We start from the raw sequence: 24669 nt of genomic DNA on the forward strand, positions 1-24669 counted from the left end.
CAGGCGCCTGGGAGAACCCAGGTGCTGGGTTTAGGCGCAGCCTGAACCAGCCGGTGCTCCCTTGATGCTTGATTGGCACCCCCTTGTACCTCGCTGCCGCTCGTCATTAATGTGAATGGGCAGTAATTAAGCCCGGACTGCCCGGATTGCTTGGTAAATGTTTCAGACACCGCCGCCCTTGCCAGGCGGCGTTTTGCATGGTGCGGGCGGGTCTGGTGGAAGGGGCATGCTAGAATCGCGGCGCGATCGACTTCCCTCCTGCTTACCGTGACCACCCTAGATGATGTCTTTGCCGAAGGCGGCTTGTTCAGCCAGGCCATGCCTGGCTATCGGCCACGCACCCAGCAGGTCGAGATGGCCCAGGCGGTGGAGTGCGCCATCAAGGACAAAAAACCACTGATCGCCGAAGCGGGAACCGGGACCGGGAAAACCTATGCCTACCTGGTGCCGGCCTTGCTGTCTGGTGGCAAGGTGATTGTCTCCACTGGTACCAAGACCCTGCAGGATCAGCTATTTCATCGCGACTTGCCCAAGGTGCGCGCGGCGCTCAAGGTGCCGGTTACGACGGCGCTGCTCAAGGGGCGTGCCAACTATGTTTGCGTCTACCACCTGGAGCGCGCGCTGGCAGATGGGCGCTTTGCCCGCAAGGAAGACGTCATCCACCTGCAGGCCATAGCGCGCTTTGCTGCCACCTCCAGCGATGGCGACAAGTCGGCCTGCTCCAACGTACCTGAGTCCTCTCCGGCCTGGCAGCACGCGGTGTCCACACGGGACAACTGCCTGGGTTCGGAATGCCCCAGCTACCAGGACTGCTTTGTCATGCAGGCACGCCGACAGGCGCTGGAGGCCGATGTGGTGGTCGTGAACCACCACCTGTTCTTTGCCGATGTCTGGCTCAAGGACGAAGGTGCGGGCGAATTGCTACCGCGTTGCAATACCGTGATCTTCGATGAGGCCCACCAGTTGCCCGAAGTGGCCAGCCTGTTCTTTGGCGAAACGGTGGCCTCGGGGTCGCTGCTGGAGCTGGCAAGAGACAGCCGCGCCGAAGCACTGGCTGCAGCCAAGGATTTTGTGCACCTGCCGGCGGCAGCGCTGGCCCTGGACAAGGCCACGCGCGATCTCAGGCTGGTGTTTGGCCAGGATGCCTTGCGTGCGCCGCAGCACCAGTTGGCCGAAAACCTGGCCTTTCATGCGGCCCTGGGTGTGCTGGAGGAAAAACTGACAGAGTTGGTCGACCGCTTGGTGGATCAGGCTGAACGCTCTGAAGGGCTGGAGAACTGCCGTCGCCGAGCTGCCGAGCAACTGGGCGTGCTGCGGCGCTGGCGTGATGGTATGGAGCCGGCGCCAGCCGTACCCGTCGCAGTGGAGAAGGCTGAGTCGGACAAGGCCAAGCCAGCAGCCAGCCATCTGGATGCGGTGTTCTGGCTGGAGGTGAGCCCGCAGGGTTTTCAGCTCAATATCACCCCACTGGATATCGCCCGCCTGTTTGCCAAGCAGATGCACGAGGAGCGCGCCTGGGTGTTTACCAGCGCTACCCTGGCCATGAACGGCAATTTCAAGCATTACGCCCACGAGATGGGTTTGTGGGAGGCAGAGCAGGCGGCCTGGGAATCGCCTTTCGCTTACAAGCAGCAGGCGGTGCTCTACGTGCCCCAGGGCTTGCCTGACCCGAATAACCGGGATTACACAGCTGCCGTGATCGAGGCGGCTTTGCCACTGATCAAGTTGTCCGAAGGCCATGCCTTTCTGTTGTTTACCAGCTTGCGCGCCATGCGGGAGGCCTACGATCTGCTCAATGCCAGATTGCCAGCCATGGGTCTGCAATACCCCATGCTGCTGCAAGGTGAAGGTACCCGTACCGAGCTGCTGGAGCGTTTCCGTACCCAGCCCAATGCAATACTGGTAGCCAGCCAGACTTTTTGGGAGGGGATAGACGTCAAGGGTGAGCAACTGCGCCTGGTGGTCATAGACAAGCTGCCCTTTGCCGCGCCGGATGACCCGGTGCTGGCAGCGCGCATAGACAAGATCAACCGCGCTGGACGCAATGCCTTTATTGAGTATCAGTTGCCGCGCGCAGCCATTACGCTCAAGCAGGGGGCCGGGCGTCTGATACGGGACGAGACCGACCAGGGGGTGCTGATGATCTGCGACCCCCGTTTGGTGGACAAACCTTATGGCAAGCAGATATGGAAAGCCTTGCCGCCCATGCTGCGGACGCGGGAGTTGAGTGTGGTGGAGCGTTTCTTTGCCCGCATGAAGGTTGGCGTTACGGAATGACGCCTAGCAGCGAGACGTTATCCACCGGTATCAGCGTATTCTGGCTGTCCTTGGTAAAGCCGCTCATCTCGACGTTGTCGAAACTGATGGCGCCGGTGCTGCTGACCGTGACTTTGCTGCAATTACGGCAAGCGCCCTGAGTGATCACAACCGCACCGGTATGGGTGTCCACAACCGCGTCCCACTCCAGCTTGCCGTCCTGGGTCTGGTAGTTGAGGGCGGTGACCTGATTTTGAGCGTTGACGGTCACAAACATCAGTGTGTTGTTGTGGAAAGTCAGGCTGTAAATCTTGTTGCTGCCCACAGTGTTGACACTCTTGGTTTTGACCGACTGCATGCCTTTGACCGTGGAGGGGCCCTTGGTGGTGTATAGCGAGGCCATTTTGCCCAAGTCCTGCACTACCCCTAGCGCCAGCGTGCCATCGCTTTGCAGCAGCAGCTCCACACAATAGGTCTGCAGGCCTATGGTTACCTCTGGCAGCAGGATGCTGTTGGTGGCCAGATTGAATACCAGCGGATTGGCCGTGTCGCTGGCGGGGGCAATGGCGGTGATATGCAGGCGGTCGCCTATCAATTGCAGGGTGACGCTGTATACCGTCTCGCCAACCTGCACGGAGGGCAGGTCGATATACCCTGTCTCTGGGTTGAAGGGTGTAGGGTCGGCCGCTACCTTCAGGGCTAAGGCTGCGGCGCAGAGCAGGCGTAGTAGGCGATACATGGCAGGACTCCAGCAGGATGCAAGTGACGGTTTACTGCGTATAGTGTTTGCCCGCCGGCAAGGCAAGCCGGGTGGGAAATTTCACGATAGCCGGCTAGGAGTCGTAGTAGCCATGGCCGGCCAAGATGCCGGCCCTGCCGATTGATGGCAAACTGACAAGCTTGGCCTTGTGCCGGCGCGGTGGCCGGTGGCAGGCACACTGGAATACAGGATGACTGGCCTTGATAGGCTTGGGAACCGCGCACCGGATAAGCGGTGTTTTACCGAGAGATACTGGAAGCTGAATTGGCACGTGCTAACAAGAATTCGCCCAAGCGGGCATCGCTACTCGGCCGTTTGCTGGCATGGCTGAGTGTATTGTTGCTGCTGACGGCGGTGGCCGTCGGTGGGTATGGTTGGCGCTATGCCCATACGCCTTTTCCACTCGATGGCGGCCCGCGTGCCTTTGTGCTGGAGCGGGGCACCACCATGCGCATGGCTGCCAACCAGTTGGCAGCCGAGGGCTTGGTGGAAGAGCCCTGGCTGTTGACGGTGCTGGCTCGCCTTACCGGTGACGCTGGCCGCATCAAGGCGGGTAGCTACGAGCTCAGCGAGCCCGTTACGCCGTTGCAGCTGCTGGCCAAGCTGACTGACGGCGATGTTTCCAGTGCTACGCTGACCATAGTCGAGGGCTGGAACTGGCGGCAGGTGAAAGCAGCCTTGGCCAAGGACCCGGATCTGCGACATGATACGGCGGGCATGGATGATGCTGCCATCCTGGCAGCCATCGGCGCCAAGGCGCCGTCACCTGAAGGCCTGTTCTTCCCGGATACCTATCATTTCGGCAAGCAGAGTTCCGATATACAGGTACTCAAGCGCGCCCATGAGGCCATGCAGAAACAGTTGGCCGCCGCCTGGGAGGCGCGCGCTGCCAACCTGCCGCTGCAGTCGCCTTACGAGGCACTGACCTTGGCCTCCATTGTGGAGAAGGAGACTGGCGCCGCCAATGACAGGCCCATGATCTCGTCGGTGTTCCATAACCGCATGCGCATAGGCATGCGGCTGCAGACCGACCCGACCGTGATCTATGGCTTGGGCGAGGCATTTGACGGCAACCTCAAGCGCGTCCATCTGGAAACCGATACGCCCTATAACAGCTATACCCGTGGCGGACTGCCGCCTACCCCGATTGCCATGCCAGGCATGGCTGCCTTGCTGGCCGCCACCAATCCGGCATCGTCCAAGGCACTCTACTTTGTGGCGAAGGGCGATGGCTCTTCGTATTTCTCTTCGACCCTGGCCGAACACAATCAGGCGGTGCGCCGCTACCAGTTGGGAGCCAAGTGATGGTGCGTGGCCGATTTATTTCGCTGGAGGGGCTGGATGGGGCGGGCAAGAGTACGCACTTGGCCTGGCTGACCGCTGCCCTGACCGCTCGTGGCGTTGATCACCTGGTTACCCGTGAGCCCGGTGGTACGCCGCTGGGAGAGAAGCTGCGGGAGTTGTTGCTGCATGAACCCATGCATCTGGAGACTGAAGCCTTGCTGATGTTCGCCGTACGGCGCGAGCATCTGGCCCAGGTCATTGAACCGGCACTGGCACAGGGGCGCTGGGTGGTGTGCGACCGGTTTACCGATGCCACCTACGCCTACCAGGTGGGGGGCAGGGGGCTGGATTTGGCAAAGTTCGAGGCGCTGGAGCAATGGGTGCAGGGCAGGGAGGCGGGGTTGCTGCAGCCAGATACCACACTGCTGTTCGACGTGCCGTTGGCCGTCAGCCGTGCCCGGCTGGCGGGGGCGCGCGAACTGGACCGATTTGAGCGCGAGCAGGATGCGTTCTTTGAGCGGGTACGTGCCGCCTACCATGCCCGGGCATCTGCTTCGCGCGGGCGGCTGATGGTGCTGGATGCCAGCAAGCCGGTAGCACAGGTGCAGGCTGATCTGGCCCAGGTATTGGCCGGCATGGGAGTGGCGTGATGCTGTATCAGTGGCAGCTTGCCGAGTGGCAGGCCTTGATCAGCCAGGGGGAGAGACTGCCCCACGCCTTGTTGCTGACTGGCGAGCCGGGTATAGGCAAGCTGGCGTTTGGCCGCCACCTCGCCCAATCCCTGCTGTGCGAATCGACCGCCGCCGACAAGCCCTGCGGCGTGTGTGATGCCTGCCGCTGGTATCTGGCCGGCAACCACCCGGATTTCCGCGAGCTGACCCCGGCGGTGGAAGAAGAGGGCGATGAGGACGCCAAACCCAAGAAGAAGGCATCGGCCTGGATTACCGTAGACCAGGTGCGCGAGCTCAATGATTTCGTGCATCTGAGTGCCCACCGTGCCGGACGCAGGGTGACGCTGATACAGCCTGCCGAGGCACTGAACCTGGCGGCGGCCAATGCCTTGCTGAAGACGCTGGAAGAGCCACCTCCCGGTGCCATGTTCATTCTGGTCAGCCATCAGTGGCGCCGCCTCTTGCCTACCATACGCAGCCGCTGCCGTCGGCTGGCGCTGAGCATCCCGCCACGCGAGCAGGCGCTGGCGTGGTTGGCGCAGCAGGGAATCAGCGACGCCGAGGCCAATCTGGCCGAAGCTGGCGGTGCGCCATTGGCCGCGCAAGAGCGGGCAGATGCGGGTGTAACGGCGGCCCGGCGCAGTTTTCTGGGTGAGTTGGCCGACCCGCGCAAGCTGGACCCACTGGGGCTGGCAGAGCGACTGGACAAGCAAAAAGTGGAGGTTGCACGCGTCACAGACTGGCTGTCTCGTTGGCTGCATGATCTGGCGCGCTTGGGACTTGCCCAGTCTGTCCGCTATTATCCCGATGAGGCGGGCCGGCTTGCCTCCCTGGCGACGACATTGGACCCAGTACGGCTGATGCGTTACCACGATACAGTGCTGGAAGCGAAGAAACTGTCCAGCCACCCACTGAATGCTCGTCTCGTCTACGAGCAACTGCTGTTTGGCTACCAGCAGGCTGTCCGGCCGGCCAACAAAGGATAAAAAAGGATAAGCATGTCTGAAGCACCCAAACCCGCTGCTCCGGCCGCACCACGCGCCGGTGGCGTTCTCTCCCTGAGTATCAAGGAAAAGGCTGGCCTGTTTGCCGCCTATATGCCGTTTCTCAAGGGCGGCGGTATCTTCATACCCACGGCCAAGGCCTACACCATTGGTGACGAAGTCTTCATGCTGCTGCAGTTGATGGATGATCCAGCCAAGATTGCAGTATCGGGCAAGGTAGCCTGGATTACGCCGGCTGGTGCCCACGGCAACCGTACGCAAGGCGTGGGGGTGCAGTTTTCCGATAACGAGGCAGGGCAGCAGGCACGCAACAAGATTGAAGGTATGTTGGGTGGCGCACTGCAGTCGAACCGCACTACCCACACCATGTAAGAATTTGCTACGTTTGTGCAATAAAAGCCCGGCTTGGTTCGGGCTTTTTTGTGGCCGGCTGCGGCGTGTAGCCACGCTGGCCTGCGAATGAAGGCGCTATCTGCAAGTGCTTGACTATGGGAAGCAATATGGCTTTGGGAAAATGGATACGCTGGTCCTGGCGCCTGCTGCTGGCCTGCCTGGCCATGCTGTTGCTGCTGGCCTTGGCGCTGTGGCTGTTTCTGCGGGGTAGCCTGGCTCAGCTTGACGGCGGATGTGACAGCGGTGCGGGATGCCTTGGGTGTGCCAACGATCGGTGGCAATAACCGGCTTGATGTGGCTTATGCCACCGGCTATCTGCATGCCCAGGAGCGGTACTTCCAGATGGATCTGATGCGCCGTGTTGCCGCTGGCGAGCTGGCGGGGCTGATAGGCGAGGCGGCGCTGGAGAGTGACCGCGAGCATCGCTTTCATCGATTCAGGGCGCGCGCAGTCAGCACCTTGGCGGCCTTGCCCGAGGCGGACAGGCAGTTGCTGCAGCGCTATGCGGCAGGTGTGAACGCGGGCTTATCTGCCCTGCATGCCAGGCCTTTTGAATATGGTTTGCTGCGTACCCAGCCAGCGCCATGGCAGCCTGCAGATAGCCTGCTGGTGGTATGGGCCATGTATTTTGATCTGCAAGGCAATCAGGAGCGGCGCGAATTGGCGCGTGGCTGGTTGAAGGACCACAGCACGGCCGAGCAACTGGCCTATCTGCTGCCTGAATCCAGCAGCCAGGATGCCCCGCTGGACATGCCGGATATCGTGCCGCCCCCGACAACCACACCGGCGCAGGCGCCAGCGTGGCTGGGCCTGCCTGTCCCCGGCAAACAGGCAGGGCTGGCACTGCGCAGCGCAGTGGGCAGCAATAGCTGGGCACTGGCGGGTAGCCGTAGCACGCATGGCAGTGCCATTGTGGCCAATGATATGCACCTGGGCTTGCGCTTGCCGCATATCTGGTACCGCGCGGTGCTGCAGTACCCTGATGAGCAAGGGCAGACCCGGCGTATTGCTGGTGTGACCCTGCCGGGTGCGCCCTTGGTGGTGGCCGGCAGCAACGGTAAGGTGGCCTGGGGATTCACCAATAGCTATGGCGATTACCTGGATCTGATCGAAGTGGAGCGGTACCCATCGCAGCGCTTGCGTATCAAGACGGCGGCTGGCTGGGAGACGGCCAGCGTGCATACGGAAACCTTGCAGGTCAAGGGTGGTGCTGCCGTGACCATGCAGATTGCGGAGGGCTCGCAGGGGCCTTTGCGCGAGGTGGAAGGGCGCTGGTATGCCGTGCGCTGGATTGCCCACCAGCCTGGCGCAGTCAACCTGAACCTGCGCCAGATGGAAAGCGTGGCCGATCTAGCAGCCGCCCAGGCCGTAGCCCATAGTGCCGGCATGCCGGCGCAGAACATGGTGGCAGGCGATGCCGCAGGCCATATAGGCTGGACGATTGCGGGCACGCTGCCGGGCCGCGAGGCCTTGCCGCAAGCGAGTTTTCCTTATCCGATTGCAGCAGGTCTGAGCTGGCAGGGGCGCTTGTCCCCCCGCGACTATCCTCGCCTGAATGATCCGGCGGGCGGACAGTTGTGGACCGCCAACAGCCGTCCCCTGGGCGGCGAGCTCTACCGCCGCATGGGCGATGGTGGGGCCGACCTGGGCGCTCGCGCTCGGCAGATACGGGATGGACTGACCGCCTTGGGCAAGGGCAATGAGCTGGCGGCCTATGGCTTGGCCCTGGACGATAGAGCACGCTACCTGGCGGCTTGGCGTGAGCGGGCGCTGGATGCGCTGGATCAGAGCGCGACGGCAACATGGCCGCAGCGGGCGGAGTTCCGGCGCCTGCTCAAGGACGGTTGGACTGGCAGGGCCAGTGTGGATTCGGTGGGCTACAGGCTCACGCGGGCCTATCTGTATGGCTTGTATGCCGAGCTGTTTGGTGGGCTGGATGCCCAGTTGGCGGCGCTGGAGCCAGGGGCTGATTTCGACCTTGCCAATCCGCGCTGGCCGGTGGTGGTGGCGCGGCTGCTGGATGAACGGCCGGCAGGCTGGTTGAAGGAGCGGGATTGGCGAGGGCTGGAATTGGCTGCCATAGACCGGGCCATTGCCGAGTTGACGGCAGGGGGCCAGCCGCTCTCCGAAGCCAGTTGGGGGCAGCGCAATACCAGCCGGATCGCCCATCCCTTCGCCCAGCTGCTGCCAGTGCTCAGGCCCTGGCTGGCGGCGCCGGCCGATGCCTTTGCCGGTGATGAGCACATGCCCAGGGTGGCGGGGCCGGCGTTTGGTGCGTCGCAACGCATGGTGGTCGCGCCCGGGCAGGAAGCGCAGGGCATATTCAATATGCCTGGTGGCCAGAGTGGCCATCCGCTCAGTCCATTCTGGCTGGCTGGGCACGCCGCCTGGGTAAAGGGCGAGGCGACACCCTTTCTGCCAGGGCCGGCACAACATACCCTACGCTTCGTGCCCAAGTAAGGGGTGAGGCAGTAGAATTGGCGGGTGTGCCAGCCGGTGCACCCTCCTGCCTTGATTGAATAGAAGCTGCATGTTTATTGATTCCCACTGCCATATTGATTTTCCCGAGCTTGCCGAGCGCGCTGATGAGCTGATGGCCGCCATGGTGACCAATCGCGTCAGCCACGCGCTGTGTGTGTCGGTCAACCTGCCGCACTGGCCCAATGTGATTGCCATGGCGGAACGCTACCCGCATATCTATGCCTCGGTGGGCGTGCATCCCGATTACGAGGATGAAGTCGAGCCTACGGTGGCGCAATTGGTGGCCCTGGCCCAGCATCCCAAGGTGATTGCGATAGGTGAGACAGGCCTGGACTACTATCGCCTGCAAGGCGACCTGGCGTGGCAGCGTGAACGCTTCAGGGTACATATCCGGGCAGCCAGGGCGACCGGCAAGCCGTTGATCGTCCACACCCGCAGTGCCTCCGACGATACCTTGCGCATCATGGCTGAGGAAAATGCGGCGGAGGCCAGCGGGGTGATGCACTGTTTTACCGAATCGCAAGCCGTGGCGGATGCCGCCATTGCGCAGAATTTCTATATTTCCTTCTCCGGCATAGTCACCTTCAAGAAGGCGGAAGAGCTGAAGGAGGTGGCACGCACCATTCCGTTGGAACGCATGCTGATAGAGACCGACTCGCCCTATCTGGCGCCCATGCCCTTCCGTGGCAAGCAGAACCATCCGGCGCTGGTGCGCCATGTGGCAGAGCATATTGCCGACCTGCGTGGTATAGCGGTTGAGGAGGTGGCGGCGGCCACTACGGCGAATTTTGCCCGCCTGTTCAAGCTGGAGGGCAAGCTGGCGTGACTACCGAGGTCCTGATCCTGGGGTGTGGTTCCAGCGCGGGCACGCCGGCCATAGGCTGCCGCTGTGCTACTTGCAGCTCGGATGATGCGCGTAATCGGCGCAGCCGGGCCTCCAGCGTGGTGACTACGGCAGGGCTGAGTTTTCTGATCGATACCGGGCCTGATCTGCGTACCCAGGCCTTGCGGGAAGGCCTGACCAAGGTGGATGCGGTGCTCTACACCCACCAGCACGCCGACCATATGAATGGCATCGATGACCTGCGTGCCTTCTGTTACGTCAACAAGGCTGCCATGCCGGTGTTCGGCAGCGATTACACCATGGCGGACATCCAGACACGTTTCCACTACACCACACTGCCACCTGGGCCGTGGTGGGAGCTGCCTTCGCTGCAGACCACGGCCGTGCATGGCGCCTTCTGCCATCGTGGGGTGGAGATCACGCCGATTCCTGTATTGCATGGCCGCTGGCCGGTCTATGGCTATCGCATCGGCAATGTGGCCTACCTGACCGATGTCTCGGAAATACCCGAGGCCAGCTTCGCGCTGCTGCAAGGGCTGGATCTACTCCTGCTCGACTGCCTGCGGGAGCAGCCGCATCACACCCACTTTGGTGTGGCGCAATCGCTGGCGGCAGCAGCGCGCATAGGCGCACGCCGTACGGTGCTGATACATATGACCCACGAACTGGAGTACCACGCCTTGTCGCAGCGCATGCCGGCCGGGGTGGAAGTGGGGTATGACGGTATGCGGCTGGTGGCCTGATGCCTGCGTGCCGGCGACCCGCTGTATCGCTGGCTGCTTACTAAGCAAGTCGCCTTTGGGTGCTGCCTGGGCACGGCCAGACAACCCCTGCAGTTGGCGCCTTCACTGCCTGTTCACGCGTTTGCGCGCCTGGCCAGAACCACCACGACGTGTTTTGTTCGCAACGCTAGTCTCTGCTAGCGGTTAGAATGGCACTGTCCAATATATTCAACGGGGTGGTGTATGGCGGATGACAGTCGATGTCCACGTATCGTGATCGTGGGTGGTGGCGCGGGGGGTCTGGAGCTGGCCAGCCGTTTGGGCGACCGCCTGGGTAAACGGGGGCGCGCCGAGGTACTGCTGGTCGATGCCAGTCGTACCCATATCTGGAAACCCATACTGCACCAACTGGCTGCGGGCAGCTATGACAGCCACGCTGAGGAAATTGAATACCTGGCCCAGGCACGCTGGCACCATTTCCGGTTTCGCCAAGGGCGCCTGGCAGGCTTGGACCGTGAAGCGCGGGAAATTCTGATAGCGCCGCTGCTGGACGCTGATGGCCGGGAGATCATCGCCGCCCAGCGTGTGGGGTATGACTACCTGGTGCTGGCCGTGGGTAGTCAGACCAACGATTTCGGCACGCCCGGCGTGGCCGAGCACGCCATACGCCTGGATAACCCTGACGCTGCCCGGCGCTTTCACGAACGCCTGATCGACGCCTGCTTGCGCGCGCACAACCAGCCGGTCGAAGCAGGCCGGGGGCGCATGACGGTGGCTATTATCGGCGCCGGCGCCACTGGGGTGGAGCTGGCGGCGGAGCTGCATGCGGCTGCGCAGGTTCTGGTGAGCTTCGGGCTTGAGCATATCGACCCAGAGCAGGATCTCAAGATCGTGTTGGTGGAAGCCAGCCAGCGCATTCTGGCCGCCTTGCCCGAGCGCCTGTCGACCGCTGCAGCCGTTGAATTGCGCAAGCTGGCGATAGAGATACATACCAATGAGCGGGTAGTGGAGGTGACCGAGGCCGGTGTATGCATGGCGGGTGGCAGCTTTATTCCCAGCACCCTGACGGTTTGGGCGGCCGGCATCAAGGCGGCGGATTTTCTCAAGGAAATCGGCGGGCTGGAGACCAATCGCATCAACCAACTGCTGGTGGCGCCCACGCTGCAGACCACCCGCGATGAGCGTATCTTTGCGTTCGGCGACTGTGCAGCCTGCCCCAATGGCCAAGGGGGCTGGGTGCCGGCGCGGGCCCAGGCCGCCCACCAGCAGGCTACCCTGCTGGCACGCAATATAGAGCGCACCCTGGTGGGCAAGCCGCTGAAGTCCTTTACCTTTCAGGACTACGGCTCCCTGGTCTCACTCTCCACCTATTCCTCGGTCGGCTCGCTGATGGGCAGCCTGGCCCGGGGCAGCCTGTTTGTAGAGGGGCAGTTGGCCAAGCTGATGTATTGGGGTCTGCACAAGCAGCACCAGCTAGCGCTGTCCGGCTTTACCCGTACCTTGCTGATTACCTTGTCGGAGTGGCTGGACCGGGTGCACCGACCCAAGATCAAGTTGCACTGACAGGGCGGCTGCACAGGCAAACCGTTGATTAGCTTGCAGGGTTGACACTTTAGCGGCTAGAATGCTCGGCTTTCCACCTTGCCTTACCGTTACCGCATGACGGAAGGCTGATTAATCCGCAAGGAGATCACATGCGACACTACGAAATCGTGTTCATCGTGCATCCCGATCAAAGCGAGCAAGTGCCCGCCATGATCGAGCGCTACAAGACGATGATTACCAACGACGGCGGCAAGATCCATCGCCTCGAAGACTGGGGCCGTCGCCAGATGGCTTACCCGATTCAAAAGATGCACAAGGCACACTACGTGCTGATGAACATCGAAATCGGTCAAGGCACCCTGGACGAACTGGAACACGCGTTCAAGTTCAACGACGCTGTGCTGCGCCACCTCACCCTGAAGACCGAGCGTGCTGTTACTGAAGCATCGCCGATGATGAAGGAAGAGAAGTCCAAGTCGCTGACCACGGCTCCTGAAGCCAAGGAAGCGGCAGCAGCCTGATCAGGCCTACTGGCTTGAGCGCGCGCAACCAGGTCGTGGCCCACGGCCAAGTGCTCGATCTCCAGCCCTTGCGTTACACCCCGGCCGGCATTCCGGCGGTCGAATTCAAGCTCATGCATGAATCGACCCAGACGGAAGCCGGAGCCGAGCGGCAAATACAGTGCGAAATGCCCTGTGTATGCCTGGGTGATAAGGCCAAGGGATTGGCGAGCCTGGCAGAGGGCTCGGAAATCCTGATCAAGGGTTTCTTGGCCGGACGTAGTCAGCGCTACAAGCACAGCCTGGTTCTGCACATAACCGACTGGAAGCGTGTCACCGAATAAATCGTGCGCGGTTCCACAGTTTTCTGAATTCAAGAGGTCATCATGTCCCGTCATCTGTTCAAGCGTCGCAAGTTTTGCCGCTTCACCGCCGAAGGCATCAAGGAAGTTGATTACAAAGACGTCAACTTGCTGAAGGATTTCATCAACGAGAACGGCAAGATCATCCCGGCTCGTATCACTGGCACCAAGGCTCGCTATCAGCGTCAGTTGTCCGACGCCATCAAGCGCGCGCGCTTCCTGGCGCTGATGCCTTACACCGACAAGCACTAAGCCGGAGCCGCCAACATGCAAATCATTCTGCTCGAAAAAGTCGCAAACCTGGGTACCCTGGGCGACATCGTCAAGGTCAAGGATGGCTACGCCCGTAACTTCCTGATCCCCCAAGGCAAGGCCAAGCGTGCAACCGACGCCAACCTGAAGGCTTTCGAAGCCCGCCGTGCCGATCTGGAAAAGCAGCAAGCCGAGATCCTGGCTGGTGCCCAAGCCCGTGCCGAGAAGCTGGTCGACTTCGCTGTCACCATCTCGCAAAAGGCTGGTGTGGATGGCCGTCTGTTCGGTTCCGTCACCAACCACGACATCGCTGAAGCCATTTCCGCTGCTGGCGTGCCGGTGGTGAAGATGGAAGTGCGTCTGCCAGAAGGCCCGTTCAAGGCCATCGGCGAATACGACGTGGTCATTGCTCTGCACCACGACGTAACAGCCAACGTGAAGGTTACGGTGGTTGGCGCCTAATCAGCGCAACTGGCAGTAAAAGAAAAGGGATTCGGCTAGCCGGGTCCCTTTTTTGTTGCCCGCATGTTTTACCTGTCGCAGCCGCGCCCGAGATTCTATACTTCGCGAGCGCGAAAACCGGTATGGCCGATGGGGGCGCGACCGTGTCGTACCCCGGCAAACAAGGGCAACCGCCCCGGCCCAGCACCGACTCTCCGTCGCGCCAAACACTGAAGTGTATTGATGAGCAATAAGCTGACCAATCCGACCGATATTGCGCGCGAGACGCTCAAGCAGCTCGCCGTCCGCCGCGTTGCGCCCACACCTGAGCGCTACGAGGAACTCTATTACGAAATCTCGGATGGCAAGGCACGGCCTTCCGGTGGTGCCAACTTGCTGGCGGTCGAGATTGCGGCGGCGCTGCGCAAGCTTCCTCGGCAGACACCGGAGTTGTTGCGTGACCTGGCCCTGATAGAAAAGGCGGCCAGCCAGGGGGATTGGAGCAGCATACCGCCCATGCTGATGCAGGCCATAGAGTCGCAAGGTGGGCAGGCCAGCCTGGTGCGTGCCTGGGCCGAATTGATACGCGAGCTGGTGACGCAATGGGATTTGCGCAGCCCGCATTTCACCCATTCGCGCAAGCAGGAGTCGCTGGCCAAGGTCTTGCTGAATTTCGGCAACTATCCCAGCCTGTTGAACGAAAAGCTGGATGCCTTGGTGCGCAGCTGGGCTGACGGTTCGGGCGGGGTGGGCGATATCGAGCCGGTTCCTACCACGCCGGCCGAGGCTGCGGCGCAGGCGGATGCGGCACCCGCCAAGGCGGTGGCAGCTGCGACCGATTGGCACCACTGGCGAGAAATGCTGGTGACCTCGCTGCGCTTGGGTATTGCAGAGCGATTGCAGACCTATCCGGATCTGGCTGAAGAGGCCATGAGCCTGGCCCAGGCGGCCGAGGCGGTATCCAGCGAGCAAGGCCTGGAGTTCCTGGCGCAGCGGCTCAAGAAGTTCTGGGTGCAGCTCGAGCTCAAGAGCGAGCGTGACAGCCGCATCTCGACAGGCTTGATCAATCTGCTGCTGTTGCTGACCGACAATCTCGCCGCTCTGTCGGGCGATGATAACTGGGTGCAGGGCCAGATTGCCGTGGTCCGCGATATCCTGGCCCAGCCCTTGAGCATGAATCGCCTGTACGAAGCCGAGGTAGGCTTCAAGGAGGTGGTCATCAAGCAGGGGCAGTTGCGGCACAGCCTGGACGAAACCCAGGAGGCCCTCAAGAGCATGATCTCCCTGTTTATCGACCGCCTGGGCAGCATGGCCGATACTACCGGGGGCTACCATGACAAGATTGAGGTCTACGCAGACCGGATTGAAGCCACCCAGGGCATAGGTGACCTGAAGCTGCTGCTGGACGAACTGATGCAGGATACCCGTGTGATGCAGCTGGATATGGCGCGCTCACGCGAAGACCTACTGGCCGCCCGTGCCAAGGCCGAGGCGGCAGATGGACGGGTGAAGGAGCTAGAGGCGGAGCTGCGGGCCATCAGCGAGAAGGTGCGGGAGGATCAGCTGACCGGCGCCTTGAACCGGCGCGGTTTTGATGAGGCTTTTGCCACCGAGATTGCCCGTATGGAGCGGAGCGGCAAGCCGCTGTGCTTGGCTCTGCTTGATATCGACAATTTCAAGAAGCTGAATGATCAACGCGGACACCAGGCAGGGGACGATGCCTTGATTCATCTGGTGCAGGTCATCAAGGATGTATTACGGCCTACCGATACCATCGCCCGCTATGGTGGCGAGGAATTCGTCGTACTGATGCCGGAATCGGTGCTGAGTGAGTCGGCCAATGTCATGCGGCGGGTACAGCGTGAGCTGACCAAGCGCTTCTTTCTGCACAACAACGAGCGGGTACTGATTACCTTCTCGGCTGGCGTTACCCGCTTTATCAAGGGCGAGGATCAGGAAGCGGCGGTGGAGCGGGCTGACCAGGCCATGTATGAGGCCAAGAAATCCGGCAAGAACCAGGTCAATGTGGCCGAGCCTCCCAGGGGCTGACAGGCGGCTTGCCGGGCTTGGCATATGGGCGGAGAGTCAGTTGGTTCAGGCTGTACTGGCGCCAGACCAGGCTGGCCGTCCATCAATACCGTGAGTTCTTGACAGGCGCCAGGCATGGATGCAGTCAACCCCTATGACAGCCCCGCAAGCGATCTTGCGGCTACTGCCGGCACGCCCTACACACCACGTTTCTGGGCCCTGGACGGACGCCTGGGACGGTTGCGCTATCTGGCATACAGTCTGGCGATGGGGGCGCTGGGCTTTGTGCTGTTTATAGCCAGCGTGGTGGCCTTGAGCATGATCATCAGCGGTGGCGATATGGTCATGGTGGTCATGGGGCTGGTTAGTCTGGCCGGCATAGCTGGCCAACTGGTGATTGCCGGTCGCCGGCTACATGATCTGGGGCGCAGCCGCTGGTGGTTGCTGCTGTGCCTGTTGCCACTCATCAATCTGCTATTGCTGGCCTACCTGATCTTTGCCCCAGGGGCGCCCCATGCCAATCGCTTTGGCCCGGCGCCGGTGGCGAATGGTGTTGGGGTGATCGTGGCCGCCTGCCTGGTACCCATGGTGGCCTTGCTGATAGGGTTGCTCGGGGTGCTGGCCGTTCAGCAGTACCAGTCCCTGGAGCGGCATTCCCGCACTGCGCCGACGGCGCCTCGCAGCTAGTTTGTGGGACTTTGGGTACACCGTGCTTCGGTTTCTGTGGCGTGCCGCACGCCTATGATAGATTCCCGCCTGGCCTGCGGACTGGCAGTCTGCTGGTGATATCCCTCATATTTCTCATCTGGTGTGCTTATGACGACTAACAATCCCTATCACAGCCCTAATGCCCAACTTGATCAATTTGATGATCAGGAAACCTATAGCCCGCGTTTTTTCTCGGTGGAAGGCAGGCTCGGCCGTGTACGCTACATCGCCTATACCATGGGTGCGACGCTGCTGGGCTATCTACTGATTGCTGTGGCTGGCGCCGCTTCGATAGGCAGTGAGTCCTTGGGCATCCTGCTGATGGGCGTGGCTGTCTTGCTAATGCTTGCCGGAACTATCGTGGTTGTCGGCCGGCGCCTGCATGATTTGGACATGAGCCGCTGGTTTTCACTGCTCATGCTGGTACCCCTGATCAACACGCTGTTTGGGCTGTATCTGATGTTTGCACCCGGTACCAAAGGGCGTAACCGCTTCGGCCCCATGCCCGAGCCGAACGGCAGGAGCGTGATCGTGGTGGCGTGTATTGTTCCTGCGGTGGCTATCATCGGTATCCTGGCGGCCATTGCCATACCTCAGTACGCCGAGTACACCAAGCGGGCCAAGGCAGCACAGCAGCAAGGCCAGCCTGCTGCGCCAGTGCAGATACCCGAGGCCTCGGAGTAAGCTTGAGCAGGCGCCAATGCGCCTGGCGGGGCAGGCTGAGGCCGGGCCCCGCCTAGATCACCCCTCCGGCAAACCCTTGCTGCCGCCATGCCTCAAACACGGTGACTGCTACTGCATTCGACAGATTCAGGCTGCGGTTGTCGGGCCGCATGGGCAGTTTGATGCGGCGATCAGCGGCAAAGCCGTCCCGCAGTTCTGCGGGCAGGCCGGCGGACTCCTGGCCGAACAGGAAAGCATCGCCGGGCTGGTAGGCTATCTGGTCAAAGCGGGTGGAGCCTTTGGTGGTCATGGCAAAAATACGCCGTCCGGCAAAGGCGGCCTGGCAGGCCTCCCAGTTCTCATGTACCTGCATCTGCGCATATTCGTGGTAATCCAAGCCTGCGCGACGCAGCTTGGCATCATCGAGTGGAAAACCCAGTGGCTTGACCAGATGCAGTTCGCAGCCGGTATTGGCGCATAGCCGTATGACGTTGCCGGTGTTGGGCGGGATTTCGGGCTGGAACAGGATGACGGCGAACATGGTGTACGGATTTTGGATAGCAGGGTGGGGCATGATAGCAGTGTGCAGACTGTAGGCACCGACGTCGATGGGCTGCCAGGCGTGCGAGCACTGGCGCGCGCAGCAGACGGTACGTGGGTAGGGCAAGCTCGCACAACAGCGCCAGAAGGGTTTTGTTCGTGGCGCTTAGCCGGCCGGCTTGCCGCGCAAGGCATCGGGCAGGCCATCGTGGTCACCTAGCGGCCGTTCCGGGTGATCTGGCCACCACAAACTGCCTATCTCGGCATTACGCTCAGGATGCAAGGGGTAATGCACCTGGTTGTCGCTGCGCCGGGTATCGCCGACGACCAGCAGGCGCACAGCGGTATCGGTGTTGTTGATGAAGGTGTGTGCCAGGCCATCGCCAGGTTTGAAACCGACACCGTCGCCGGGTGCCAGCCGGTGCAACTCACCGTCCAGCCACACATCTGGCGTGCCTTCAATCACATAGGCAAATTCTTCTTCAGTGCTCTCGGCGTGAGGCCATGATGTGCGGCTGCCGGGTGGCAGGGTTTCATGGTGTATGCCCAGACGGTTGAGCCCAAATACCTTGCCGAAGGGTGAGCCTATGCTCAGTGATTCGGTGCTACCGGGATAGTGGCCGGCCTCGGTTTCCTGTATCTCGGTGTAGTGCTTGATGCAGTCGGGTCTGCGCATGTATGAGTTCTCCAGGCTGATTTGGACGGCGGGCTTGGCGGGTACTGGCCCTTACAGGGTACGGGCCAGTACCCAGCAGTCTACCCGCCGGGCGCCGGCTTTTTTCAAGGCATGGGCCAGCTCGTTCAGGCTGGCGCCCGTCGTCATGACATCGTCCACCAGGGCGATATGTTGGCCTGCCACCTTGCCCTGTACTGCAAATGCACCCCTTATGGCACGTTGGCGTTCGTCGCGCGGCAGGCTGGCCTGCGGCGGGGTGAGCTTGATGCGGGCAACGACTTGGTCGGCCAAGGGCAGTTGGCGCCATCTGCCCAACTGCCTGGCCAGCTCCTGCGATTGGTTGAAGCCCCGCTCGCGCAGGCGGGTAGGGTGCAGGGGCATGGGCAATAGCATATCGGGTTGGTCTGCGCCCTCGGTAGCCTGCAGCAGGCCCTGGGCCAGGGCATGTGTCAGTTCTAGCTGGCTGCGGTATTTGTAGGCAGGAATCAGCCTGTCCATGGGCCAGCCGTAGTGCCATGCCGCAGTGGTCCGATCAAACGCAGGCGGGTTCTTGATGCAAGCGCCGCAGTGGCTACCGTTCAGCGTTGGTAGGGCGCACACCGGGCATTGCTCGCCGCCATGCCAAGGTAGCTCGGCATGGCAGGGCGGGCACAGGCTGCGCGCACCGCTGTGGTCGCCGCACAGCAGGCAGGATTGTGGCAATAGCCGGTTGATGAGGCTGGACCAGACCATACGGGCGTTTCTCTTGCTTGGCTTGCGGGCATTCTGCCGGCTTTGTGCCCGGAACAGAAGCCGCCGCAGTCGCCAGGGCTTTGTAGCCACCTATCAGCCGGCTTTGCGCAAGGTCAGGTTGATGCGTTGCCCGCCCAGCAGGGGGTGCAGGCCAGCCTTGAGTGGTGCCACCCCATGGTAGTGATGGCGGGCCGGGCCACCCCACACCACGATATCGCCATGGCTGAGCGGGATACGTCGTACCGGGTCGGTGCGGCGTGCGCCGCCAAACAGAAAGGTCGCCGGCAAGCCCAGCGAGATCGATACGATGGGTTGGGTGTAGTCACGCTCGTCCTTATCCTGATGCAGCGACAGTCGGGTGCCCGCCTGATAGCGGTTGATCAGGCAGGCGTCGGGCTCGAATCCGGCAAAACCAGCCAGCGCCGCAGCCTGTGCCGCCAGTTGCTGCAAGGATAGCGGCATGGCAGGCCAGGGCTGGCCGGTGGTGGGGTCTTGCGCGCTGTATCGATAGCCATGGCGGTCGCTGATCCAGCCCAACTGGCCGCAATTGCTCATGGCGACCGACATGGCCTGGCCGCCCGGCGTGAGCATATGGCGCAAAGGTGCAGCCACCAGCAACTGTGACACGGTTGCCAGCAGGCTGTCGGCTTGCATCAGGGCCTGGCCGCGCAATACCACGGCACCGGGTATCAGTGGTTCCTGCCAGATGGTGGGTTGGTCGGCAAACAGGTCGGGTGTCATGGATCGGTATTCGGGGAGTACGAAGGGTGCGCCGAGAGCCGCTAGCCAAAACCAGCGTAGCGGTTCTGGCTAAACATGCAGGCCCAGGCGAGCTCAGCAGACTGTATGCGGGTACGGCAAGTTTGCACAATAAGGCCAGTAGGATTTTGTCAGCGGCGCTGAGTAAGGCGATGCACCCAGTGTACGCCTTGGCGTAGTCCAGGTTTGGCGGATGCGCCTGTCGAGCATTTGATTCGATATTTCTGGAAATGTATTGACTTGATGTTTTAATGTCTATTATTCTGGAAATGTAGAAATGTAGAAATGAAGAGCAAACGATTAGATCCCTATAGATTGGGTCGCCGCCCCCTCATAACTGACCAAGGAGTTTGTGATGACTTCCCCTTTGATCCAGCAATATGGTGTGGCCATACTGGGTGCCGGCCCAGTTGGCCTGGCCGCTGCGGCGCATTTGCTGGCCCGCGGTATCAGGCCTACGGTATTTGAAGCGTCGGAATCTGTGGGCAGCAGCCTGCGTGCGGTGGCACATGTCCCGCTGTTTTCGCCCTGGCGCTACAACATGGATCAGGCTGCGCGCAGCCTGCTGGAACAGGGCGGTTGGCAAGCCCCCGACCTGGATGCCTTGCCCACGGCAGGCGAACTGGATCAGTTCTATCTACAGCCCTTGGGTTTGGTCTTGCGCGAGCAGATCCAGCTCAGTAGCCGAGTGCTGGGGGTATCGCGCCTGGGTATGGACAAGATCAAGACGGCTGGCCGCGACCAAACGCCTTTCCTGCTGCAGATCCAGCGTGATGGCGGCATAAGCGAGCACCTGGCCGGTGCCGTGCTGGATGCGACCGGGACCTGGGCCATGCCTAACCCGCTTGGTGCCCATGGGCTACCGGCCACAGGTGAGGCCGCGCACGCCGAGCATATCCGCTATGGCATACCCGATGTGCTGGGCAAGGACCGTATACGCTATGCCGGCAAATGTGTGCTGGTGGTCGGCGCTGGCCATTCTGCCGCCCAGGCTCTGCTGGCATTGGCCGATCTCGGCCAGCAGGACGAGCACACCCGCGTGCATTGGGCAGTACGGGGCAGTAATCTGCGCCGTGTATTTGGCGGGGGCGATGCTGACCAGTTGCAGGCACGGGGCGAGTTGGGCCAGCGCCTGCAGCGCTTGATTGCGCAGGAGCGGCTGACAGTGCATACCGAATTCCGTATTGCATCCGTCCAGTCTGGTTTGTCCGGGCTTACCGTCCGCGCACATACTCCGCAGGGCTTGACCGAACTAACGGGAGTGGATGAGGTGATCTGCGCCACCGGTTCGCGCCCTGACCTGGCACTGACGCGCGAATTGCGTGTGCGGCTGGATGCCTGGCTGGAGAGCACCGAGGCCTTGGCGCCGCTGATAGACCCGAATGAGCATAGCTGCGGTACCGTGCGCCCCCATGGTCACCGTGAGTTGGCGCACCCCGAACCGGGTTTCTATGTGGTGGGCGCCAAGAGCTATGGCCGTGCACCGACTTTCCTGCTGGCGACCGGCTACGAGCAGGTACGCTCGGTGGCAGCCGCCCTGGCGGGTGATCTGGCGGCTGCCGACGATGTACGGCTGGACTTGCCCGAAACCGGTGTGTGCGGCGCTGGCTTGCCTGGCACGGCGGGGCGGGGGGCGTGCTGTGGTGCCACGCCGGCTGCGGTGGTTGCAGCCAGCACCTGCTGTGGTGGCGCTGCGCCAGCAGGCATCGATGCCTGCTGCGCACAGGATGCTGCCGCCAAGCAGGCTGGCAAGTCGGGCTGCGGTTGCGGTGTAGCTGCCGACCAGGCCGGGCGTGTTGTGGCGGGCTGTTGCTGAGTGCCGCCCGTGCAAAACACCGGCTCCAGCTCGCCCGGCATGCGTGCGCTATGGTTGCTGGCGCCAGGGCAGGTGATTTCGTGGGGTACGATGTACTACGGTATTACCTTTCTGGCGCAGCCCATACAGACCAGTACGGGCTGGAGCCTGCCGGGTATCTTCGGCGCGTATTCGGCAGGCCTGCTGCTGGCGGCCTTGTGCGCTCCGCTGGTGGGGCAACTGCTGGTCCGCCATGGTGGCCGCTGGGGGCTCAGCCTGGGTTCTGTCCTTGCCTGCCTGAGCCTGGCAGGCCTCGCGGCGGCATCTGGCCCTTACACTTTCTTGCTAGCTTGGCTACTGGCCGGCGTGGCCATGGCGCTCACCCTCTACGAGGCGGCCTTTACCGCGCTACACGAGTTTGCGCATACCGAGTTCAGGCGGGCAATGACCCTCCTCACCCTGGTGGGCGGTTTTGCCAGCACGGTGTTCTGGCCGCTCTCCTACTGGCTGGAAGGGTTGTGGGGTTGGCGCCTTACCCTGCTTTGCTATGCCGCACTGCATGCCTTGGTCTGCTTACCCTTGCATCGTGCGTTGCCCAAGTGGGCACCCACCGCGACCACAACCGTGGTTGAGCATCCTGACATGCCATTGGCGCAGATGCTGCGCTCGCCGGCTTATTGGGGGCTTGCCATCGCCATCGGCATGACGGCCTTGCTAGGGGGTTCCTTGTCGGCGCACGCCGGCCTGCTGCTGGCTGATCGTGCGGTGAGTCCCACGCTGATCATGCTCAGTGTCACGCTATTTGGCCCCATGCAGGTGGCAGGCCGCTTGCTGGACATGCTGCTGGCACAGCGTCTGTCGGTACGCTGGAGTGGCTATGTGGCCCACCTGATGCTGCCGACGGCGATGGTGCTTCTGCTGCTGGCCAAGCAGGCGCCTTGGCTGGCGGTACTGTTCGCCTGCCTCTATGGCGCCAGCAATGGCGTGCTCACCATCGTGCGCGGTATGGCGCCAGCTGAGTTGCTGGGCAGTGCCAACTATGGCGTGGCGCTGGGCTGGGTATCGGCACCCGGGTTGTTTGCCCGTGCCCTGGCACCTGCCATGGCCGCCTATGGCCTGGCGCAATGGGGCGGCTCGGCTACCTTGCTCGGGCTGACATGCCTGGGCGTGCTGGGTTGGGCGGCCTTCGTCTTTGCCTATCGGGCCAAGCCCACGAGGGTGCCGCTGCACCCCGTTCAAGCCAAGCAAACTTAAGCGAGACCCTATGGAACACGTTGACGTCATCATTATTGGTGCGGGCCAGGCTGGCCTGGCTGCGGGCTATCATCTGCAGCGGACAGGTTACCGCTTTCTGCTACTGGAGGCAGGCACCCGGGCCAGCGGCGCATGGCGGGGTTATTACGACAGCCTGACCCTGTTCTCGCCCGCCCGTTACTCCGCCTTGCCTGGTTTGGCTTTTCCGGCCGTGCCGGGCCACTACCCAAGCCGGGACGAGGTGGCGGGATACCTGGAGGACTATGCCCGGCACTTCGACCTGCCCATACGCTATGGTCAGCGAGTCAGCACGGTTAGGCGGGAAGGTGGCGGTTTCTTGCTACAGACGGCAGAGGGTAAAGGCTATGTCGCCCGCGCCGTGATTGCCGCTTCTGGTGCCTTCGGTACGCCCTTCCTGCCGTCGATTCCCGGTCTGGCCGATTTCGGCGGGCGTGTGCTGCACAGCGGCAGCTACCGTGATCCTGCCGATTTTAAAGGCCAGCGGGTCGTGGTGGTGGGTGGTGCCAACTCGGGCGTGCAGATTGCCTGCGAGCTGGCGGAGGCGGCCGATGCCAGCCTGGCTACGCGCCGGCCCATACGGTTTTTTCCACAGCGGGTGCTGGGGCTGGATTTTCACTTCTGGCTGGCTGCTACCGGCCTGGAGCGCACACGCTGGCTGGATGACCAGAGTACGCCCGTGCTGGATGACGGCCGTTATCGGCGCGCCATCAAGGCCGGTAAGCCGGCCCGCCGGCCGATGTTCCGCGAGGTAGTGGCTGATGGGGTGGTCTGGGCCGATGGTCAGCGGGAGCCGGTCGATACCCTGCTGTTTGCTACCGGCTTCCGACCCCATATGCCCTACCTGGCCGACCTGGGCGTGTTGACGCCAGCGGGCTTGGTACGTCAGCAACAGGGCATCGCGCTGGATGTGCCAGGTTTGTATTTTGTCGGACTGTCGCGCCAGCGTAACTTCGCCTCTGCCACCTTGCGCGGGGTAGGGCCGGATGCCGCCTGGCTGATGCCGCACCTGGCAGCCCACATGCAATCGACCCAGCCCCAGCCTGCTAGGGCGTGGCCCGCCTGAACACTCCGTATAGGAATTGCTGGGTCGTGCCGAAAGGTGTTTGATGCGGTTCGGTAAAGCTGTCGAGCAAGGTGAACTGCGGGCCCAGTGCTTGCTGCAGTTGTGCTGCATCGTAGCGGACGATATCGAGGCCGCTGCATTTCAGCGGGCCGTCGGGGCCAAAGGTTGCAATGATGGCATGGCCGCCAGGCTTGAGTGCGTGGGTCAACTGGCGGACATAGGCCTGCCGGGCCACCGCTGTGGTCAGGAAGTGGAACACTGCCCGGTCGTGCCATAGGTCGTAGTGCGCTGCTTCCAGCCTGGCGGATGCGATATCGGCCACTAGCCAGTGTACCTGTGCGGCATGCGGCCCCAGCCTTTGCCGGGCTACATCAATTGCTGCTTGCGAGATATCCAGCACACTCGGCTGCGTGTAGCCCTTGGCCAGCAGGTCGTCCACCAGCGTGGCTTCGCCGCCGCCGACATCAATGATGGCCGCGTCCTTGCTCGGCACCTGTTCACTGATCAGCCGCAAAGAGGTGACCAGGTGCGGGCTATACCAGCTGACTGCATCCGGCGCCTTGGCCTGGTATACCGATTCCCAGTGAAGTTTGCTGTCTGTCATGGCTAGGGCGCAGGGCGCTGGTTAAGTTGAGTGTGTCTTGTATCACAGCCGGACTGAATGCAAGCCACTGGCGGTCTTGCACCCACTTTTTTCATCTTGCCCTTTCAATTCTGTAATTCCCTCCTACGATACCTGTTGGACGGGTAAGCCACCGTACCGTTGCAATGCTTCAGTTCAGTCCTAAGACCAGCCGCGCCAGTAGTCCATAAAAGCGGCGGTTCTGCCCATATACAAGGAGGAACGGCAAAGATGGCATCCATCGACACCGTCAGATATGACACCTGCAGTATTCCTGCGCCTGTGTACAGGCC

25 protein-coding genes are annotated in these 24669 nt (G+C 61.9%); 19 read left to right on the forward strand and 6 right to left on the reverse strand.

Annotated elements, in window-relative coordinates:
* Positions 1-267: 267 nt before the first annotated feature.
* Positions 268-2277 carry an ATP-dependent DNA helicase gene (locus V7714_RS01110; protein WP_335387409.1) on the forward strand — a complete coding sequence of 670 codons (2010 nt, stop codon included), beginning with the start codon at positions 268-270 and terminating at the stop codon, positions 2275-2277.
* On the opposite strand, the gene V7714_RS01115 is transcribed toward V7714_RS01110, so the two are convergent.
* Positions 2267-2995: a hypothetical protein gene (locus V7714_RS01115; RefSeq protein WP_335387410.1), complete on the reverse strand. Its 729-nt coding sequence runs from the start codon at positions 2993-2995 to the stop codon at positions 2267-2269. The two genes, V7714_RS01110 and V7714_RS01115, sit on opposite strands and share 11 nt — an antisense overlap.
* Positions 2996-3280: 285 nt before the next feature.
* Here V7714_RS01115 and mltG point away from each other — a divergent pair, with 285 nt between their 5' ends.
* The 15 genes from mltG (at position 3281) to V7714_RS01190 (ending at position 16935) form a co-directional block, all read left to right on the forward strand.
* On the forward strand, positions 3281-4321 hold the full coding sequence (mltG, locus tag V7714_RS01120) for an endolytic transglycosylase MltG (protein ID WP_335387411.1): 1041 nt from the start codon (positions 3281-3283) through the stop codon (positions 4319-4321).
* A 2-nt stretch (positions 4322-4323) separates the two neighbouring features.
* Entirely contained in the window at positions 4324-4950 is a 627-nt protein-coding gene (gene tmk, locus V7714_RS01125) for a dTMP kinase (RefSeq protein ID WP_335387743.1), read from the forward strand.
* Complete coding sequence (holB, locus tag V7714_RS01130; protein ID WP_335387412.1) at positions 4950-5957, forward strand: DNA polymerase III subunit delta'; 1008 nt, start codon at positions 4950-4952, stop codon at positions 5955-5957. Before tmk ends, holB begins: the two co-directional genes overlap by 1 nt.
* A 12-nt stretch (positions 5958-5969) precedes the next feature.
* A complete protein-coding gene (locus V7714_RS01135; protein ID WP_290332573.1) occupies positions 5970-6347 on the forward strand; it encodes a PilZ domain-containing protein in 378 nt (125 codons plus the stop codon).
* Between the two features lie 264 nt (positions 6348-6611).
* Positions 6612-8828 carry a penicillin acylase family protein gene (locus tag V7714_RS01140; RefSeq protein WP_335387746.1) on the forward strand — a complete coding sequence of 739 codons (2217 nt, stop codon included), beginning with the start codon at positions 6612-6614 and terminating at the stop codon, positions 8826-8828.
* A 70-nt stretch (positions 8829-8898) separates the two neighbouring features.
* Complete coding sequence (locus tag V7714_RS01145) at positions 8899-9675, forward strand: TatD family hydrolase (protein WP_284196650.1); 777 nt, start codon at positions 8899-8901, stop codon at positions 9673-9675.
* On the forward strand, positions 9672-10436 hold the full coding sequence (locus V7714_RS01150; protein WP_335387413.1) for an MBL fold metallo-hydrolase: 765 nt from the start codon (positions 9672-9674) through the stop codon (positions 10434-10436). The genes V7714_RS01145 and V7714_RS01150 overlap by 4 nt, the downstream gene beginning before the upstream one ends.
* A gap of 222 nt (positions 10437-10658) precedes the next feature.
* A complete protein-coding gene (locus V7714_RS01155; protein WP_335387415.1) occupies positions 10659-11978 on the forward strand; it encodes an NAD(P)/FAD-dependent oxidoreductase in 1320 nt (439 codons plus the stop codon).
* A 131-nt stretch (positions 11979-12109) separates the two neighbouring features.
* Positions 12110-12481: a 30S ribosomal protein S6 gene (rpsF, locus tag V7714_RS01160; protein ID WP_284196647.1), complete on the forward strand. Its 372-nt coding sequence runs from the start codon at positions 12110-12112 to the stop codon at positions 12479-12481.
* 14 nt (positions 12482-12495) lie between these two features.
* Positions 12496-12804 carry a primosomal replication protein N gene (gene priB, locus V7714_RS01165; protein ID WP_284196646.1) on the forward strand — a complete coding sequence of 103 codons (309 nt, stop codon included), beginning with the start codon at positions 12496-12498 and terminating at the stop codon, positions 12802-12804.
* A gap of 42 nt (positions 12805-12846) precedes the next feature.
* Positions 12847-13074, forward strand: coding sequence for a 30S ribosomal protein S18 (gene rpsR / locus V7714_RS01170; protein ID WP_284196645.1), 228 nt, complete (start codon positions 12847-12849; stop codon positions 13072-13074).
* A 15-nt stretch (positions 13075-13089) separates the two neighbouring features.
* Complete coding sequence (gene rplI, locus V7714_RS01175; RefSeq protein ID WP_284196644.1) at positions 13090-13536, forward strand: 50S ribosomal protein L9; 447 nt, start codon at positions 13090-13092, stop codon at positions 13534-13536.
* Between the two features lie 222 nt (positions 13537-13758).
* Positions 13759-15564, forward strand: coding sequence for a sensor domain-containing diguanylate cyclase (locus V7714_RS01180; protein ID WP_335387416.1), 1806 nt, complete (start codon positions 13759-13761; stop codon positions 15562-15564).
* A gap of 114 nt (positions 15565-15678) precedes the next feature.
* Positions 15679-16230 carry a DUF805 domain-containing protein gene (locus V7714_RS01185; RefSeq protein WP_335387417.1) on the forward strand — a complete coding sequence of 184 codons (552 nt, stop codon included), beginning with the start codon at positions 15679-15681 and terminating at the stop codon, positions 16228-16230.
* A 129-nt stretch (positions 16231-16359) separates the two neighbouring features.
* Positions 16360-16935, forward strand: coding sequence for a DUF805 domain-containing protein (locus V7714_RS01190; RefSeq protein WP_335387418.1), 576 nt, complete (start codon positions 16360-16362; stop codon positions 16933-16935).
* 52 nt (positions 16936-16987) lie between these two features.
* On the opposite strand, the gene V7714_RS01195 is transcribed toward V7714_RS01190, so the two are convergent.
* The 4 genes from V7714_RS01195 to alkB form a co-directional block, all read right to left on the reverse strand.
* Entirely contained in the window at positions 16988-17455 is a 468-nt protein-coding gene (locus V7714_RS01195) for a tRNA (cytidine(34)-2'-O)-methyltransferase (RefSeq protein ID WP_335387419.1), read from the reverse strand.
* Positions 17456-17620: 165 nt separating this feature from the next.
* The gene (locus tag V7714_RS01200; protein ID WP_335387420.1) at positions 17621-18130 is read right to left on the reverse strand and encodes a cupin domain-containing protein; all 510 of its coding nucleotides are present in this window, start codon (positions 18128-18130) and stop codon (positions 17621-17623) included.
* A 51-nt stretch (positions 18131-18181) separates the two neighbouring features.
* Positions 18182-18862, reverse strand: coding sequence for a ComF family protein (locus V7714_RS01205; RefSeq protein WP_335387421.1), 681 nt, complete (start codon positions 18860-18862; stop codon positions 18182-18184).
* A gap of 93 nt (positions 18863-18955) precedes the next feature.
* Positions 18956-19603, reverse strand: coding sequence for a DNA oxidative demethylase AlkB (alkB, locus tag V7714_RS01210; protein WP_335387422.1), 648 nt, complete (start codon positions 19601-19603; stop codon positions 18956-18958).
* Positions 19604-19976: 373 nt separating this feature from the next.
* Here alkB and V7714_RS01215 point away from each other — a divergent pair, with 373 nt between their 5' ends.
* From V7714_RS01215 to V7714_RS01225, 3 genes are read left to right on the forward strand one after another with little or no spacing between them, the layout of a single operon-like run.
* Positions 19977-21437 (forward strand): FAD-dependent oxidoreductase, encoded by a 1461-nt coding sequence (locus tag V7714_RS01215; protein WP_335387423.1) that lies wholly within the window; start codon positions 19977-19979, stop codon positions 21435-21437.
* Between the two features lie 9 nt (positions 21438-21446).
* Positions 21447-22670, forward strand: a complete 1224-nt coding sequence (locus V7714_RS01220; RefSeq protein WP_335387424.1) for an MFS transporter — start codon at positions 21447-21449, stop codon at positions 22668-22670.
* A 10-nt stretch (positions 22671-22680) separates the two neighbouring features.
* The gene (locus V7714_RS01225; RefSeq protein ID WP_335387426.1) at positions 22681-23754 is read left to right on the forward strand and encodes an FAD-dependent oxidoreductase; all 1074 of its coding nucleotides are present in this window, start codon (positions 22681-22683) and stop codon (positions 23752-23754) included.
* On the opposite strand, the gene V7714_RS01230 is transcribed toward V7714_RS01225, so the two are convergent.
* Positions 23735-24358, reverse strand: coding sequence for a class I SAM-dependent methyltransferase (locus tag V7714_RS01230; protein WP_335387427.1), 624 nt, complete (start codon positions 24356-24358; stop codon positions 23735-23737). The two genes, V7714_RS01225 and V7714_RS01230, sit on opposite strands and share 20 nt — an antisense overlap.
* Between the last annotated feature and the right edge of the window lie 311 nt (positions 24359-24669).

It is taken from the genome of Chitinimonas sp. JJ19 (genome assembly GCF_036961565.1).
GTDB lineage: Bacteria > Pseudomonadota > Gammaproteobacteria > Burkholderiales > Chitinimonadaceae > Chitinimonas.